The following is a 15,710-nucleotide window of genomic DNA, read 5'->3' on the forward strand; positions in this document are numbered from 1 at the left end:
CGTTATTTTCGGGTACGACGACGCAGTGGGGGGAGCAACCGTTCCGGTTTCTCCCCCCACTTATTGGGCTACGTGGTGATTGAGGAGTGATTGCTAGCCGAGGCTGGCCCCCATATCCGGGGCTGAGGCTGGCACCTATTTTCAGGACCGGGGCGACTAACTAGCTATTGGTTTTCGGGGGCCGGGGCTGCGACCCGCTTCCGGATGAGGGTAATGAGCTCGGGAAGCACCGTGTAGAGGTCTCCGACAATTCCGTAATCGCAGAATTCGAACATTTCCGCTTCGGGATCATTATTGATCACCACGATGACTCCGGAATCCGTGACTCCCGCGGTGTGATGCGGCTGGCCGGAAATACCGATGGCGATATACAAATCCGGGGCGATAACCGTGCCCGAGAGCCCCACGTAGGAATCGCGCGGGAGCCAGGCATCCCCTTCGGCCAGCGGGCGGGTTGCGCCTTCCGCGGCATCGAGCACCTCGGCGAGTTCGTGGAAGAGCCGCAGGTCCTCCTTGGCGGCGAAACCGCGGCCGGCACCGACCACCCGGGTGGCGGTGGCCAAGCGCCGTTCGGACACATCTTCCGATTCGGCTGCCGTGATCCGCGCCGGCGCTATCGCGCCGGCCGGAGCCGCCACCTCAGCTACCGAGGTGCTGCCAGCACCCGCCGCATCACCAAAGCCCGAGGCAGCTCCAGCACAAGCCGCCGTACCGGGCAGCGAACCGATCACGCCCACGAAGGTTACTCCCGCGCGCGCGTAGGTTTCCAGGGAAATAGCCCCGAAACGCCCGCTGACCACGTGTTCGGCGCTGACTTCGCGCACGTCGGTGAGGATGGGCCAGCCGCGCCGGCCGGCGATCTCCCCGCCCAGCGCGCGTTCGCTTGGCTCATTGGGAACCAGCACAATATCCCCGGGCTGGGCATCCACGAGCTCCGTGAGCGCGGCGCTCAGGGCCTCGGCCGGCGCATCACTCGGGTGCGTGATGACCTGCACGCTGGTGGCATCCGGGAACGCGGGCAGCTGCGCGCTGTCTCCCGCTTCTCCTTCGGGAACGAGGGCGATCACGTGAACCGCGTCGTAGCGACGCAGGGCCGGAAGGAAAGGCGAAATAGTCGCGCCGGCGCTAATAATCCACACCGCGTGTTCCGGAGCCGAACCGGTGGAGGAAGAAGCTTCCGCGCCCGAAGTACCAGCGGCGTGAGGGGCGGCGTCGTCGCCAGAAATAACGGGGGCGCCGGTGCTCGCGTTGCTAGCGATTCCGGTGGCAGCGATTCCGCCGGCAGCGTCGCCAGAAATACCCGTGGAACCGGCGTTCGGCAGCAGGCCGCGCCGATCCAAGATCCCGACGAGTTCAGCCACGGCGCCGGGGCCGTCGAGGATTTGGTGGAGGCGGCGCTGGACGGGCGGAACCGCGCGCGCGATGGGGTCGAGGGTGCGCCCTTCCATATCGCCGAGGTCGGCGGCGGTGAGGAGCTGGGCGGGTTTCTTGGCGGCGTCGAGGATATCTTTCATGGCCGGGACTTTGACGGCCGCGGCGTCGGAGGTGACCGCGATGACCACAGGGCCGGCCACGCGCACCTCGCGGCGCTGCCCGCCGGTGTGCTGGGTAAGGAGGAGTTCCTCCCCTGCGGTGCGAATCGCGGAAACATCCTGGAAAGACGGCCAGCCCAGCGCCCCGGCGATCACACCGGAGACCATTTTCGAGCCTTCGTCGGTGGAACCCGGGCCGGTGATAAGCGCTGTGATGGTGCCGTCGCGCTGCACTACCCGCGCCAGGGCTTCGCCCACCGCGGTGGAATTCCAGCTGGTGGTGGCATCATCACTCACCACGAGCAGGCGGTCCGGGCCTTTGGACAGCGCGTTTTTGCGCAGCGCCGGGGTGCCGATGGAGTCGGGGCCCAGGGTGATACCCACAACCTCGGTGCCCAGGGAGTCGCCGAGTTCCCGCGCTGCCCGCATGGCAACGGCGTCGTCGTCGCTAATGGAGAGGCGCGCGCCGCTCCAATCCACCACACCGGAATCCAGTACGTGCGCTGAACGTGGATCGCCGGCAATTTTGTAGGCAACCGCAATGGTCATAAGTGTCCCCTGACGTAGGCGTTAGGCTTGCACATAATCTTAGCTCTCCCGCGGCGCGGTGGGCTGCGCATCCTCATCGGGCAGGCGCGAGCCGAGCGCTTCGGAGAGCACCTGCGGGGCGGCGGCGCTGCGGCCGGCAAAGAAGAGCGCCACGATCATCATGGCCAGGCCGGTCCACAGGTTGAGGTTGATGCCCGCGGCTTTGGCCAGGTCCTCCTCGGTCACGAAGAAGAGCCCGTAGCCGGCCAGCATCGTTCCGAAAACCCCGAACATGATGGCGATCCAGGTGCGCAGGTCGAAAAGCGAGAGCCGCCCGAGGCGCGCCTCGGGGAGGTGCGGCGCCGGCGCCGAAGCGGACTCGCCGCCCGCTGCACCCGCGTGGCCCGATTGCACGGGCGCCGAAGCTGGCGCGGCGCTCCGCCGAGCTGCGTCGTCGTTCATAGATTCGTATCCCTTCATTTACAGCACCACATTGAGGACCGTGCACACCGCGAGCACCGCGATGCCCAGCGGCACCGGTTCTTCCCACCAGTGCAGTTTTTCGCCGGTGAGGGCGCGTTCGCGGGCTTCGGCCACCCGGGCTTCGTGCAGTTTCGGGGCCGGCTGGGCGCCCTTAATATCCATCTTGACGCGCCCCCACACCAAGCCGTCGAGTTCCTCGATGGGCTTGGGGCGCGTGACCTTCGTGACGAGCACCGACACGATGAAATCGGCAATAAAAGCGACACCGGAAGCCGTGAAGGAAGCCGCCTGGGAAGAATTGAAGTCCAGCAGCCCGTTCGCGTAGCCCAGCTGGATAAACCCGGCTCCGGCCGCGCCGGCCACCAGGCCCCACAGCCCGGCCTGCGGGCTCATGCGCGCCCAGAACATTCCCATAATGAAGGTGGCGAAAAGCGGGGCGTTGAAAATGGACTGCAACATCTGGGTGTAGTCCTGAATATTGGAGAATTCCGCCGCGATAAAGGCCGCCCCGATGGCGATAAGCACCCCGATAATCGTCAGGCGGCGCCCGATTTTAATGTAGTAGGTGTCCTTGCGGCCCGGGCGCACGTACGTTTCCCAAATATCGTAGGTGACCACGGTATTGAAAGAAGAAACATTCGCCGCCATTCCAGCCATAAAGGCCGCGATCAGCCCGGCCAGCGCCATGCCCAGCAGCCCGTGCGGGAGCACCTCCCCCATAAGCGCCGGGAAGGCTTCGTTATGCGTGATCTCGCCGGTGTGCAGCTGCGGGATGAGAACCGCGGCAATCAGCCCGGGCACGATAATAATGAGCGGCAAGAACATTTTCGGGATCGCCGCGAGGATCGGGGTCAGGCGTGCGGAACGCATATCTTTGGCGGACAGCGCGCGCTGCACCTCGGTGAAATTTGTGGTCCAATACCCGAAGGAATTCACGAAGCCCATCCCCAGCAGCAGCGCGATCCAATTCCCGTACGGGTTCGTGGTGTTCCCGAGTCCGGTTCCGCCCCACACATCCAGGCCGTTCGGGCCGAGCACCTGGGTTTCGTTGAGGGCGTTGACCAGCCCGGCCGGTCCGCCCACCCGCGCCAGCCCGGCGATGGTCAGCGGGGTGAGCACCGCAACGATGAGCAGGAATTGCAGCACCTCGTTGTACATGGTGGCGGTGAGCCCGCCCATCACCGTGTAGACCAGCACCACGCCGGCCGCGATAATAATCGAAGCCCACAGCGGCACCCCGATAAGCACATTAATGAGGAGGGCGAGGGCGAAAAGATTGATGCCGGCCACCAGGATGGTCGCCACCGAGAAAATCACCGATTGGTAGAGGTGGGTGGGCCGGTCGAAACGCAAACGCAGGTATTCGGGAACCGAACGGACCCGCGAGCCGTAATAGAAGGGCATCATAATGAGCCCGAGGAAGATCATGGCCGGCACCGCGCCGATCCAGTAGTAATGCACCGTGGGCAGGCCGTATTGGGAGCCGGAGGCCGCCATCCCGATGAGTTCTACCGCCCCGATATTCGCGGAGAGGAAAGCCAGCGCGCAGATCCACGCCGGCAGCGAACGCCCGGAGAGGAAAAAATCCTCCGAGGTAGTGACTTTGCGCCGGGTGACCACGCCGATGACGAGGACCAGCACCAGGTAGAGCACCACGAAGCTGTAGTCGAAAGCGCTCGCGTCGAGCCGCAAATCCATGTTTTAGCCCTCAATTTCGGCCAGGGATACCACGCGGTGCTCGCGTTGCGATAACCGCACGGCTTCCGCGATGCGCAGGGAGGCGACGGCATCGTCCACCGTGGCAGGAATCTCCCCGCGGCCCGCAACCACCTCCAAAAACGCCTCGATTTCGCGTTCGTAGCAGGCGGCGAAACGGGCGATGAAATCCACCCAGGCGGACTCCTCCGGATAGGACACCCCATCCTCGAGGGAGCGCACGGGGAGTTTGCTATCGAAGCCGACCGCGAGGGTCTGCTCGGTGCCGTGCAGCTCCATGCGCACGTCGTAGCCGTGGCCGTTGAAACGCGAGGATTGCGCGGTGGCGAGCACATCGCCTTCCAGGCGCAGCACCGCCGCGGTTTCGCACACATCGCCGAAGTCACGGAAATCGGCCAGGCCCAGATCGGTGCCGAACGCCATGACCTCGGTGACTTCGCGCCCGGTGACCCAGCGCAGCATATCGAAATCGTGGATGAGGCAGTCGATGTAAATTCCGCCCGAGGCCGCCAGGAATTCGCGGGCGGCCGGGGCCTGATCCATGGTTCCCATGCTCAGGCGGCGCAGCTCGCCCAGGCTTTTTTCGCGCACCGCCGCGCGGGCCCGGGTGTAGGCGGTATCGAAGCGGCGCTGGAAGCCGACTTGGATGCGGGCTCCGCGCGCGCGGGCGGCTTCGCGCACTTTCAGGGTCGAGGCCAGCGAGGTGGATACCGGCTTCTCGGTGAACATAGGAATGCCCAGCTCCATGCCGCGCAGCAGCTGTTCGGCATGCACATCCGTGGGGCTGGTGAGGACCAGGGCGTCCAGGGTGACATCCGTGAGGGTAGCCTCCACGCTGGCTTCACTGATGCGGGCGCGAGTTGCAGCCTCACCTTCCAGTTCGGAAACGACGGCGGCACTGCGCTCAGGTTTCGGTTCGGCAATAACAAGTTCATCAACACGGTGGGCGAGAATGCGCGCGTGCATCAACCCGGCGCGGCCCGCTCCCAGTAAACCAATTTTCAACAGGGATTCCTTCCAAACGTGTCATTAGCCTAGATCAATTCCCCCGAGGCGTGCGAGATGTGAGTCATACCTCATAGCACTTGCAGCAGAGTCGGTTCTGTGGTTCATTAGTTATGTAACTAACCAAGGAGGGAGGGCGTGATGGAGTTCAGTTCAGCGGTGCCAATCTATGTGCAGCTGGCCGAAGATCTGCGTCGTCGTATTCTCTCCGGCGAACTCGGGCCCGGAGAAAAGGTCATGTCTACCACCGAATACGCCGCCACCTACCGCATTAATCCCGCCACCGCGAACAAGGCTTTTTCCCTCCTCGTGGAGGAAGGAATCCTGGAAAAGCGCCGCGGGATCGGCATGTTCGTGACCGCGGGCGCCCAGGCAGCCCTGCGCGAGCGCGGGCGCGCCACCTACCTGAGTGACACCCTCGCCCCGGCGCTCGCCGCGGGCCGGGCACTAGGGCTCAGCCCCGCGGAAATATCCGCACTCGTCTCGACCTATTGGGAGGAGAACCAATGATTAGCATCGAGAACCTGAGTTTCAGCTACCGGCGCGGGGCTCGCGCCCTCGATGATCTCAGCGTGGAGATCGGCCACGACACCATCACCGGCCTTTTCGGCCGCAACGGCTCGGGCAAATCCACGCTCGGGATGCTCATCGCCGGGCTCCTCCCGATTCGGCGCACCCGTGGGCGCGCCGCGGGAAGCATTTTTATTGACGGGCATCCGGTGGATGAAAACCCGGAGGTCATGCCGGGGGTGGCCTATATTCCGGCCCGCGTGGAGGTGATTTCCGGTTCCCCGCTCGCCATGACGATGGATCTGTGGCGCATGGCCCGCCCCACCTGGGATGAGGATTTCGCCCGGGAGCTATTCGAGCTTTTCGAGCTGGATCCCACCCGCGTGATTGACGGGCTATCCGTAGGCCAGCGCTCCACATTTTCCGCGATTCTGGGCCTGGCATCCCGCTGCCCCATCACCATTTTCGATGAGGTCCACCTGGGGATGGACGCGGTGATGCGCGAACTGTTCTACCGGGTTTTGCTCAGTGATTTCGCCGAGCACCCCCGCACCATCATCCTCTCCTCCCACCTGCTCGAGGAGGTGGAGAACCTGGTGGATACCGTGGTGTTCCTGCACCGCGGGAAACTGCTCGAGGCCGGGGACGCCGATGAGGTTCGCGCGCGCCACTCCACGGATAGCCTCGCTTCCCTCACCGATGTTTTAGTTACGACGACGCTCTCCCCCGCCCAGCGCGCCCGCCTGGCACAGCCGCTGGGCGCGCAGGCGCCCCGGGCCGGAAGCCTGCTGGCCCCCGCGGCGGCTGCCGGGGAAGGCACCCAGGAAGCCACCGCGGAAGCATCCACCCGCACCCAGATTGGAGTCGATCATGATTAAGCTGTATCGCCGCGCGAACGCTCTTATCTACCTGGCGGCGCGCCGCGCGATTGGGCGGCGCGGACCTTTCTCCTATTTTTATCGCAGCTTCTGGTTGATTGCGGGATGTTTCCTGGTCGTGGCAACACTGTGGCTCCCCTTCACCAATACCGAGACGCATCTACCCATCGGAGGCATCGACAACCCCGTTCTCAACTGGGTTGCGCTGGCATGGTTTGTGCTCAGCGGGAGCCTGATCTTCGGTGGGGTGATATGCACCCTCTCCATGCGGGCGCATCTGCAAGCGGGGAGCACGCGGCGGCAATTCTTTAGCAACCTGACGCGCAGCGCCGCGCGGATGAGCGCCGAATACCTGGCGGTTACCGCCGTGATTATCCTCGTGGTGCTCACCATTGTGCGCCGCCCGGATGGTTCCTGGGCTCTGGATGCCGCGTTTTCCCCTGAAGGTACCGCTATGCGATCGGGCAGTGTGTGGTTCATGTTCCTACCTACCTGGCTCTGCTGTATGGCCGTGTTCTTCGGGGCGGTGCTGGTGACCACCTTCTTGCTGCGCTGGTCGCTGAGCACGGTGGTACTGGCTGTCGCGGTGGTTATCGCTTTCTTCGCCGGGCTCTCCCTGGTGGGCTACCTTGTTGGTATCACCGGGCTGGCCGGATTCATCTACCGGCTCTGGATTCCCCATTGGGAAAGCTTCTACGCCTGGGCCGCCCGCACCGGCACCGATTTCGCGCATTGGGTGGGGCGGGTGAGTGACTCGACCGGCTTCACGGATTTCCTTACCGCCAATCAGGGCTTCATCGGGCTCCTCGCCTTCTCCCTCATCTTCGGCACCTGCGCGGTGATCGCCTGGGCGCTGGCGCGGCGTTCCACCGGCCGCTTGCATCTACTGCGGCTCTAACTGGGAGCGGGACCGTGCTGCGGGGCGCGCGGTGGCGCGGCCCGCAGCGCCGTCGTCGTACTACCTAGGAGCAGCGCGCACGCGCGCCGTAGACTAAGCACATGATTATTGGCGTTCCCACAGAATTGAAGAATAACGAATACCGGGTCGCGCTCACCCCGGCCGGTGCGCGCGAACTGGCCGCGGCCGGGCATACCGTCCTGGTGCAGGCCGGGGCCGGGGCAGCCTCCGGATGCGCCGACGCCGCCTACGCCGCCGCCGGGGCCCGTATCTGCCCGGACGCGGCCGAGGTGTGGGGCGCCGACGCGGTTCTCAAAGTCAAGGAACCCGAAGCCGAAGAATACGGGTATTTACGCGAGGACCTGGTGCTTTTCACCTATTTGCACCTGGCTTCCCAGCCGAAACTGGCCCGCGCGCTCCTGGATGCCGGCACCACCGCCATCGCCTACGAAACCGTGCGGGAACGGAAAGCGCTGCCGCTGCTCGCGCCTATGAGCCGGGTGGCCGGGAAACTCGCCCCCATTGTGGGTTCGCATTACCTCCTCGACGCGCAGGGCGGGGCCGGGATTCTCATCGGCGGAGTGGCCGGAACCCGCAAAGGCAAGGTGACCGTGATCGGCGCGGGTATCGCCGGGGAATCCGCCGCGGTGATGGCCGCCGGTATGGGCGCGAACGTGACGATTCTGGATATTAATATCGAGCGGCTCGCCCAGCTGGAAATGCGCCACGCCGGGATGCTCACCACCCTCGCCTCCACCGCGCAGACCATCGAGGAGCAGGTGACGGATGCCGATTTGGTGATCGGCACGGTGCTGGTGCCGGGTTCCTCCACCCCCAAGCTGGTGACCTCCGCGATGGTGGAGGGTATGCGCCCGGGCAGCGTGCTCGTTGATATTGCTATTGACCAGGGCGGATGCTTCGAGGATTCCCATCCCACCACCCACGATGAGCCCACGTTCACCGTGGACGGCAAGATTTTCTATTGCGTGGCTAATATGCCCGGTGCGGTTCCGCGCACCTCCACGGAAGCTTTGACGACGGCGACACTCCCCTATGTGGTGCGCCTGGCCGCCCAGGGGTGGCGCGCGGCCGCCAGCGCGGATCCGGGTTTCGCTAGCGGCGTGAATATTAGCGGCGGGAAAATCACCCACCGCGGGGTTTTTGATTCGCTGAGCGGGGCGCTGGGACTGCCCGAATCTGAGTTTGACGATTCCTGCGTGTCGAAGGCAATGGCAGACTAGACCCATGAGCGATTTCTCCTCGATTTACAGTCACGGTTACGTGCGCGTGGCCGCCTGCTCCCCGGAAGTGGTGGTGGCCGATCCGCAGCGCAACGCCCAGGCCATTATTGCGGCCGCCCGGGCGGTGAGCGCGCGAGGTGCGGTGCTGGCCGTGTTCCCGGAGCTGAGCCTCACCGGGTATTCCGCGGAGGATCTGTTCCTCCAGGATGCACTGCTGCGTGCCACCCTGGAAGCCCTGGAAACCGTGCGGGCGGCCAGCGCGGAATTCGACGCGGCCCTCATTGTGGGGGCGCCGCTGCACTGGCGCAACCGCCTCTATAATTGCGCGGTTGTGCTCCACCACGGGAATGTGCTGGGCGTGGTTCCCAAGTCCTATATCCCCAACTACCGGGAGTTTTACGAAAAGCGCCATTTCGCTTCCGGGGCGGGACTGCGCAATGCGGATATTGAACTGCCCGGGGTGCGTACGGATGCAGCCTGGAGCACCGGGCTTAGCGAAGAGCAGCGGGCCGAATTCGCCCACACTGAGGAAGCCTGGGCCTATACCCTGGGGCGGAATACTGTTCCCTTCGGGCCGGATCTGATTTTCTCCGCCAGTGATATTCCCGGTTTTGATTTCCACGTGGAGATCTGTGAGGACATGTGGGTGCCGATCCCGCCCTCGGCGCGCGCGGCCCTGGCCGGGGCGCAGGTGCTCGTCAATCTATCCGGCTCCCCGGTCACGGTAGGGCGTGAAGATGACCGCGATCTGCTGATCCGCGGGGCTTCGGCGCGCTGCGCGGCCGCCTATATCTACGCGGCGAATGGCGAATGGGAATCCTCCACGGATCTGGCCTGGGATGGCCAAACCGTCATCTACGAATGCGGGGAGAAAATCGCGGCCGGGCAGCGTTTTTCGGCCGGCCACAGCGCCACCCTGGGTGATATCGACCTGGATCGTATCCGCCAAGAACGCCAGCGCAACGGCTCTTTTAATGACAATGCGCTCACCCAGGGCACCGAGCGCGATGAGTATTCCAACCCGGGCACGGATTCCTTCCGCACTATTAACTTCACCGCCGGCATCCCGGATATGAGCGCGCTTGACGCCGCGGAGCAGCGCCTGCACCGCGAAGTGGTGCGTTTCCCCTTCATGGGCGGCAGCGAACGCAATCCGGATCGCGATTGCTTCGAAGCTTTCTCCATCCAGGTGTACGCGCTCATTACTCGGTTGCGGGCCACCGGCTCCGCCAAGGTGATTATCGGGGTGTCTGGCGGGCTGGATTCCACGCACGCGCTGCTGGTGGCCTGCCGGGCCATGGATCTTCTGGAGCGCCCGCGCACGGATATCCTCGCCTATACCCTGCCCGGTTTCGCCACCTCCCAGCACACCAAGAACAACGCCTATGCGCTATGCGAAGCCCTGGGGGTGCCGCTGGAGGAGATTGATATTCGCCCGGCGGCCCGGCAGATGCTGGCCGATATGGGCCATCCCTTCGCGGCTGGCGAGCCGGTCTATGACCTCACTTTTGAGAATGTGCAGGCCGGGCTGCGCACGGATTATCTGTTCCGGTTGGCCGGTTTCCACGGCGGTATCGTGCTGGGCACCGGGGATCTTTCCGAGCTCGCCCTCGGGTGGTGCACCTTCGGGGTGGGTGACCATATGAGTCACTACAACGTGAATGCCGGGATGCCGAAAACCTTTATGCAGCACGTGCTGCGGTGGATGGCTCGCCAGGACTTCCTAGCCGGCGCGGCGGCGCAATCTCTTATCGATATTCTCAATACGGAGATTTCCCCGGAGCTGGTTCCCGCGGATGCCGGCGGGGCGCTGCAATCCACCCAGGAGAAAATCGGCCCCTACGAACTCCAGGATTTCACCCTTTATTTCGCTTTGCGCTACGGCTTCCTGCCCTCGAAAATTGCTTTCCTGGCTCGGGAAGCCTGGGGGGATGCTTCCCGCGGCTTCTGGCCGGAAGGTATTGAGGGGGATGCCCGCCACGCCTATAGCCTGGCGGAGATCAAGACGTGGATGGAGCTGTTCTACCGCCGTTTCTTCTCCCAGCAATTTAAACGTTCCACTCTCCCCAACGGCCCGAAGATTCTTTCGGGTGGCTCGCTTTCCCCGCGCGGGGATTGGCGCATGCCTTCCGATGCCACCAGCCGGGTGTGGCTGGCCGATCTGGAGAATATCCCCAGCACTCCCACGGAGGACGCATGATTTCCCTGCAAGAAAATGTGACCGAGGATTTCCTGGCTGCCTGCCAGCGCCTCATCCCCCAGCTCTCCTCAAGCAGCGCGCCGCTTTCGCGCGCTGCTGCGGAGGAATTGCTCGCCCAGCCCGGGGTGTACCAATTGGTGTACCGGGTGGAGGAAGGTGCCCCGATCCTCGGGATGCTCACCCTCGTTACTTTCCAGATTCCCACCGGAACGCGGGCCTGGATTGAGGACGTAGTGGTCGACGACGCCGCCCGCGGCCACGGCGCCGGCCAGCAGCTCGTGGAAGCTGCCCTGGCGCACGCTGCCCAGCTCGGCGTGAAATCGGTGGATTTGACTTCGCGGCCCAGCCGGGAAGCCGCCAACCGGCTCTACCGGCGCTGCGGTTTCGAAGCGCGTGATACCAACGTGTATCGGTATCACGCGCAGTAAAGGCGGAGCACAGGAGCGCGCGGCCGCGTGGTGAGTAGCGCCATCGCTGCGAGAAGCGCGCCTAGCGCGGGGTGACCACCAGCTGGGCGCGCTGGAATTCCTTGCAATCGGAGTAGCCGTTAGCGGCCATGGCGTGGCGCAGCGCCCCCATGATATTGGTATGCCCGCGGGCGCTCGAGGTGGGCCCGACCAGAATTTCTTCCAGCGTGCCGGCGGTGCCCACATAAACGCGTTCCCCGCGCGGGAGGCGCGGGTGGCGGGCTTCCGGTCCCCAGTGCCAGCCGCGCCCGGGTGCTTCGCTGGCCCGCGCCAGAATGGTTCCGAGCATCACGCCGTCCGCCCCGCAGGCCAGGGCTTTAATGAGATCCCCGGAGCTGCCCACCGAGCCGTCCGCGATCACATGAACGTAGCGCCCGCCCGATTCATCGAGGTAGTCCCGGCGGGCGGCAGCGATATCGGCTATCGTCGTCGCCATCGGGGCAGCAATCCCCACGGTACGTAACGTCGCAGAAGCGGCCCCTCCCCCGTAACCGGCCAGCACCCCGGCCGCGCCGGTACGCATGAGGTGCAGCGCGCTCTGGTACGTGACCGCGCCGCCCACCAGCACCGGAATATCAAGATCGTAAATAAGGCCGCGCAGGTTGAGCGGTTCGCGGGTGGTGGACACATGCTCGGCGCTCACCGTGGTGCCGCGGATGACCAGGAGGTCCAGGCCGGCATCGGCGGCCGGCGGCACAATTTCTTTGGCGTGGCCCGGCGAACAGGCCCCGGCCACGGTGATCCCGGCGGCCCGCAGTTGCGCTACCCGGTAGCGCACCAGGCCGGTATCGATGGGGCGCTCGGCGTAGATCTGCTGGAGGCGCGCGGTAGCGGATTCGGGCGGCAGCGCGGCAATTTCTTCGTACAGCGGGGTGGGATCCTCGTAGCGAGTCCACAAGCCCTCAAGGTCCGCCACGCCCAATCCCCCGGCCCGCCCCAGGCGGATCATCATATCCGGGGAAGCCACCGAATCCATGGGGGCGCTGAGCACCGGAATATCGAGGTGGTAGGCATCCAGCTGCCAGGCAGTGGAGACTTCGCGAACGTCCCGGGTGCGCCGGGTGGGCACGATGGCGACGTCGTCAAAGGTATAAGCTATCCGCGCGCGTTTGCCGCGCCCAATCTCGATTTCGCTCACGTTCTCCACTTTACCGGCAAAGAAAGGCGCGCGACCGGGCCGCGGCGCACATCCGCGCGGCTAAGGCAGCGAAGCGCGGGGCCGCAACCGTTCTGCGCTGCTCCCGTGTCAAGGTCCTACCGCGTCACGCTCCACCACATCACGCGCTTACCGCGTTTCCGCACCCAGCGCGCGGGCGAGGAAACGCGGCGCGAACGTCTTTTCATAGGTGCCCACAAATTCTTCCACCTGCCCGTTGAGCCAGCGCTTGAAAGCGAGAATATTGGCATCGGCCGCGTCCTCGGAAAAGTCCCCGGAAATGCCGAACGTATTGTAGGTATCCAGGCTCTCATCGCAGGCGTATTTGAACATGGCGCGCTCAACCGGATAATCCCGCGCGTAGGCGGATAGCGTTTTATCCATCCCACCGAGCAGCAAAATCAGTTCGGAACCGACCCGGAATCCGAGCGCCGCGTTGAAGGGAATCTCCGCGTCGCCGCGCTCGGTCAGGGTTTCGCGTGCCATTTCTTCCTGGCCGTCGAGCACTTCCAGGCGCTGGGCGGCCTGCTCAAGTTCGCGCTCCCGCGCTTTCGTTTCTTTACGCCCGCGCAGCACCTCGATCCGCTCGTGTACTTCCGCGCGCTCAATCGCGATCTGATCGAGGTAGCGGCGCGGAGACACATAGGCCACCGCGAGCAGCGCGCGTTCGGGACCCATGTCCGCCATGAGATCGCGGTAGAAACGCACCGCGGAAGCCGAGAGAGCAGGCATGCCGTCGGTACGGTCGCGGGTACTCGCGTAGAGCTGCGCGAATACATCGAAATCTTCCGGCCCGAGGAAACGGGTCTGCACCCCGTAGCGGTTTTCGTTATTGAAACGACGACGCAGCCCCTTGGCGAGAGTTGCTTTGGCTTCTTCGAAGTTCATCCCGGAGATCGTCTTGGTGTAAATCCAGCGCAGTTGAATATCGGAGCGCTCCCCGAATTCATAAGGAAGGTGGCGCCAACCATCGCGTTCCAGAGCTTGGGAGACCGCGCCGGCCACCGGATTGTCCTTGAGCGGCGTAATATCCGTGTACCAGCGCCGTGCCAGAATCGGGTTAATCCGGGCGGTGAGCAAGCGCGGCTGGGAAGCGAAATGCCGGTTGAGCCCGCTGAAGAAAGCGGAAACAACCTCGCTGCGGCTCCAATCCAAGGTGGGCCCGTAGGCGAGGGAAGCCCGTGTGAAGATCTTCTTCCAGGGTTGATACATAACGAGGCCGGCCCCGCAAATATTTCCGGCATTGTTACGCACGCCCACGTATTCCACCCGGTATCCTTCGGCCGCACGCACCCGCCCGTAGCTCACCGTTTGGGAAATGAAACACCGTTGCGTGGTCATGTAGTCGTTGTACTCATTCTCGGATAACACCGCGAACTGCATTGTGTTCCTTCCTGCCGGGCAGCTCAGAGCTGATTCGCCACCTGCCTATTAGAGTAACTTAAGCTGAAACAGCCCTGGAAATGGGGGCGGAAAGCTTCCTCAGTTCGGTGCGAATAATCCGTCTTAGCTAAATGTCACCAATCCGGCTCGGAAGGCCAGGACGATGGCCGCCGAGCGGTCGCGAGCGCCCGTCTTGCGCAGTATTGCGTTGATGTGGCTTTTGAGAGTACCTTCCGAAATATAGAGTTGCCCCCGAATTTCTAGGTTAGTTAAACCGCTACCGATGAGGGTCAAGACTTCTAGTTCCCGTGCGGTCAAATTCTGTAATTCAGGTACCTCACCAGGCGACCGGCCCCTTTCGTGGAGGTAACACTGTACTACGTGGTCTAGGACCTGGCGGTCGAGCACTCTGTTTCCCACCGATACCTGGCGGATTGTCGAGATAATCGTCTCGGATTCGCTATCTTTGAGAAGGTACCCGTCAGCGCCCAGGCTCAAGGCCTTTCGCAGATACAGGTCATCCTGATACATGGTCAGCATGACAATGCGCCCAGGGAAGCCATTCCGTTTCAGCTCCTTGAGTACGTCCAGTCCGTCCATGAGAGGCATGCGAATATCCAGCAGCAGAACGTCAATATCCGTCTCACGCACCATACGGCAGGCTTCCACGCCGTCTCCGGCGCTGCCCACCACGCGAAAGTCCTCCTGCTGCTCGAGGAGAACCGCGAGGCTTTCCCGAAGTAGTCCCTGATCATCTGCAATCGCAATCCGAATCATCATGTGCTACCTCCTCATACATACCGGGTATTACCGTTCTCACTCGGGGTACATGCATAGTTTCCACCCGGCGCCCACTGGCCCGGCGCCCACGACATAGCCGCATTCGGCGGCGCGTTGCCGAAGGTGATCCAAGCCAATCCCGGAGCCGATGATGGGCTGCCAATCCGGTGCCGGCCCCTGATCTACTAGTTCGAGGCTCACGCCCTTGCCTTTTTCTTCAATCTGGAAGGTGACGGTGGTGGGTCCGGCATGGCGGGCGGTATTCGCTAATCCTTCCCGGCAAGTTGCGATGAAGAGCTTACGCAGCTGCGGATTCAGCCTTTGGATAGTTGCGAGCACTTCGGCAGTGCCCCTGAGTTCCATACCGTGCCGTTGCGCTGCCGCAAAAATTTGTTCTAGATCCGGCATCCCGGGAGGACTAATATCACGGCCCTGCAATCGGTCAAGAACGGTACGCATCTGAGCGATAGTTTGCTTATTAGAGTCCCGAATATCACTCAACGCTGCCAATGCTACCGGATCAGTCACTTCTTCGAGAGCCCGGGTGAGTCGCAAATGCTGTAATCCCAAGCCGTCGGAAACTATATCGTGCAACTCCGCGGCGAGAGCTAAGCGATCTCCCGATAGGATTTTTTCAGTTTCCGCCTGTGCTTGTAACTCACTATTGCGTCTTCTTTGCACAAGCCACTGCCAATACCACCACCCCAGCAGCGCCCCGCAGAGCGCAAATATCGCTAGGCGCCACCAGATTTCGTATTTTTCCGGAACTGCCACAAAAACCATAAGTCCCAGAACAAGCAGCGGTAGCACCGCCCTGCCCAGCACTCCCCAGCGGTTTTCCTTCTTCTGCGCCGTGTGACCGGCGGTCACGCGAATGGACGCGGGACGCGATGGAGAGGTGGTAGCGCACATAGCGCATATGCTACCCGTGCA

The 15,710-nt window shown here is 63.4% G+C and carries 14 protein-coding genes; 6 read left to right on the forward strand and 8 right to left on the reverse strand.

Going from position 1 to position 15,710, the window contains the following annotated elements; genetic code table 11:
* Positions 1-164: 164 nt before the first annotated feature.
* The 4 genes from CYJ17_RS08370 to CYJ17_RS08385 are packed head-to-tail and all read right to left on the reverse strand — an operon-like array spanning position 165 to position 5,264.
* Positions 165-2,081 carry an FAD-binding protein gene (locus tag CYJ17_RS08370; protein ID WP_087070576.1) on the reverse strand — a complete coding sequence of 639 codons (1,917 nt, stop codon included), beginning with the start codon at positions 2,079-2,081 and terminating at the stop codon, positions 165-167.
* Between the two features lie 39 nt (positions 2,082-2,120).
* Positions 2,121-2,540, reverse strand: coding sequence for a hypothetical protein (locus CYJ17_RS08375; RefSeq protein ID WP_087070575.1), 420 nt, complete (start codon positions 2,538-2,540; stop codon positions 2,121-2,123).
* A complete protein-coding gene (locus CYJ17_RS08380; protein ID WP_087070574.1) occupies positions 2,541-4,241 on the reverse strand; it encodes a sodium:solute symporter family protein in 1,701 nt (566 codons plus the stop codon).
* Between the two features lie 3 nt (positions 4,242-4,244).
* Positions 4,245-5,264, reverse strand: a complete 1,020-nt coding sequence (locus CYJ17_RS08385; protein WP_087070573.1) for a Gfo/Idh/MocA family protein — start codon at positions 5,262-5,264, stop codon at positions 4,245-4,247.
* A 141-nt stretch (positions 5,265-5,405) separates the two neighbouring features.
* Here CYJ17_RS08385 and CYJ17_RS08390 point away from each other — a divergent pair, with 141 nt between their 5' ends.
* From CYJ17_RS08390 to CYJ17_RS08415, 6 genes are all read left to right on the forward strand, one after another.
* Positions 5,406-5,774, forward strand: coding sequence for a GntR family transcriptional regulator (locus CYJ17_RS08390; RefSeq protein WP_026428239.1), 369 nt, complete (start codon positions 5,406-5,408; stop codon positions 5,772-5,774).
* Positions 5,771-6,652 (forward strand): ATP-binding cassette domain-containing protein, encoded by an 882-nt coding sequence (locus tag CYJ17_RS08395; protein ID WP_087070571.1) that lies wholly within the window; start codon positions 5,771-5,773, stop codon positions 6,650-6,652. The genes CYJ17_RS08390 and CYJ17_RS08395 overlap by 4 nt, the downstream gene beginning before the upstream one ends.
* Positions 6,645-7,550: a hypothetical protein gene (locus CYJ17_RS08400; protein ID WP_087070570.1), complete on the forward strand. Its 906-nt coding sequence runs from the start codon at positions 6,645-6,647 to the stop codon at positions 7,548-7,550. Before CYJ17_RS08395 ends, CYJ17_RS08400 begins: the two co-directional genes overlap by 8 nt.
* 101 nt (positions 7,551-7,651) lie before the next feature.
* Positions 7,652-8,791 (forward strand): alanine dehydrogenase, encoded by a 1,140-nt coding sequence (gene ald, locus CYJ17_RS08405; RefSeq protein ID WP_087070569.1) that lies wholly within the window; start codon positions 7,652-7,654, stop codon positions 8,789-8,791.
* A gap of 4 nt (positions 8,792-8,795) precedes the next feature.
* Positions 8,796-10,991: an NAD(+) synthase gene (locus CYJ17_RS08410; protein WP_087070568.1), complete on the forward strand. Its 2,196-nt coding sequence runs from the start codon at positions 8,796-8,798 to the stop codon at positions 10,989-10,991.
* A complete protein-coding gene (locus tag CYJ17_RS08415; RefSeq protein WP_087070567.1) occupies positions 10,988-11,419 on the forward strand; it encodes a GNAT family N-acetyltransferase in 432 nt (143 codons plus the stop codon). The genes CYJ17_RS08410 and CYJ17_RS08415 overlap by 4 nt, the downstream gene beginning before the upstream one ends.
* Before the next feature lie 61 nt (positions 11,420-11,480).
* Here the strand turns inward: CYJ17_RS08415 and CYJ17_RS08420 are convergent, their stop codons facing one another.
* The 4 genes from CYJ17_RS08420 to CYJ17_RS08435 form a co-directional block, all read right to left on the reverse strand.
* Complete coding sequence (locus CYJ17_RS08420) at positions 11,481-12,596, reverse strand: GuaB3 family IMP dehydrogenase-related protein (protein WP_087070566.1); 1,116 nt, start codon at positions 12,594-12,596, stop codon at positions 11,481-11,483.
* Positions 12,597-12,743: 147 nt separating this feature from the next.
* On the reverse strand, positions 12,744-13,997 hold the full coding sequence (locus CYJ17_RS08425) for a lipid II:glycine glycyltransferase FemX (RefSeq protein WP_087070565.1): 1,254 nt from the start codon (positions 13,995-13,997) through the stop codon (positions 12,744-12,746).
* A 123-nt stretch (positions 13,998-14,120) separates the two neighbouring features.
* The gene (locus tag CYJ17_RS08430) at positions 14,121-14,777 is read right to left on the reverse strand and encodes a response regulator (protein ID WP_087070564.1); all 657 of its coding nucleotides are present in this window, start codon (positions 14,775-14,777) and stop codon (positions 14,121-14,123) included.
* Positions 14,778-14,813: 36 nt separating this feature from the next.
* Positions 14,814-15,647 carry a sensor histidine kinase gene (locus CYJ17_RS08435; protein ID WP_234984479.1) on the reverse strand — a complete coding sequence of 278 codons (834 nt, stop codon included), beginning with the start codon at positions 15,645-15,647 and terminating at the stop codon, positions 14,814-14,816.
* Positions 15,648-15,710 lie beyond the last annotated feature (63 nt).

The sequence above is a fragment of the Actinotignum timonense genome (assembly GCF_002860685.3).
GTDB classification, from domain to species: Bacteria; Actinomycetota; Actinomycetes; order Actinomycetales; family Actinomycetaceae; genus Actinotignum; species Actinotignum timonense.

Excerpts from the sequence above, each read along its gene's own strand:
- CYJ17_RS08370 (WP_087070576.1), bottom strand. The coding sequence starts at position 2,081 with ATGACCATTGCGGTTGCCTACAAAATTGCCGGCGATCCACGTTCAGCG.
- CYJ17_RS08375 (WP_087070575.1), bottom strand. The coding sequence starts at position 2,540 with ATGAAGGGATACGAATCTATGAACGACGACGCAGCTCGGCGGAGCGCC.
- CYJ17_RS08380 (WP_087070574.1), bottom strand. The coding sequence starts at position 4,241 with ATGGATTTGCGGCTCGACGCGAGCGCTTTCGACTACAGCTTCGTGGTG.
- CYJ17_RS08390 (WP_026428239.1), top strand. The coding sequence starts at position 5,406 with ATGGAGTTCAGTTCAGCGGTGCCAATCTATGTGCAGCTGGCCGAAGAT.
- CYJ17_RS08395 (WP_087070571.1), top strand. The coding sequence starts at position 5,771 with ATGATTAGCATCGAGAACCTGAGTTTCAGCTACCGGCGCGGGGCTCGC.
- CYJ17_RS08400 (WP_087070570.1), top strand. The coding sequence starts at position 6,645 with ATGATTAAGCTGTATCGCCGCGCGAACGCTCTTATCTACCTGGCGGCG.
- ald (WP_087070569.1), top strand. The coding sequence starts at position 7,652 with ATGATTATTGGCGTTCCCACAGAATTGAAGAATAACGAATACCGGGTC.
- CYJ17_RS08410 (WP_087070568.1), top strand. The coding sequence starts at position 8,796 with ATGAGCGATTTCTCCTCGATTTACAGTCACGGTTACGTGCGCGTGGCC.
- CYJ17_RS08415 (WP_087070567.1), top strand. The coding sequence starts at position 10,988 with ATGATTTCCCTGCAAGAAAATGTGACCGAGGATTTCCTGGCTGCCTGC.
- CYJ17_RS08425 (WP_087070565.1), bottom strand. The coding sequence starts at position 13,997 with ATGCAGTTCGCGGTGTTATCCGAGAATGAGTACAACGACTACATGACC.
- CYJ17_RS08430 (WP_087070564.1), bottom strand. The coding sequence starts at position 14,777 with ATGATGATTCGGATTGCGATTGCAGATGATCAGGGACTACTTCGGGAA.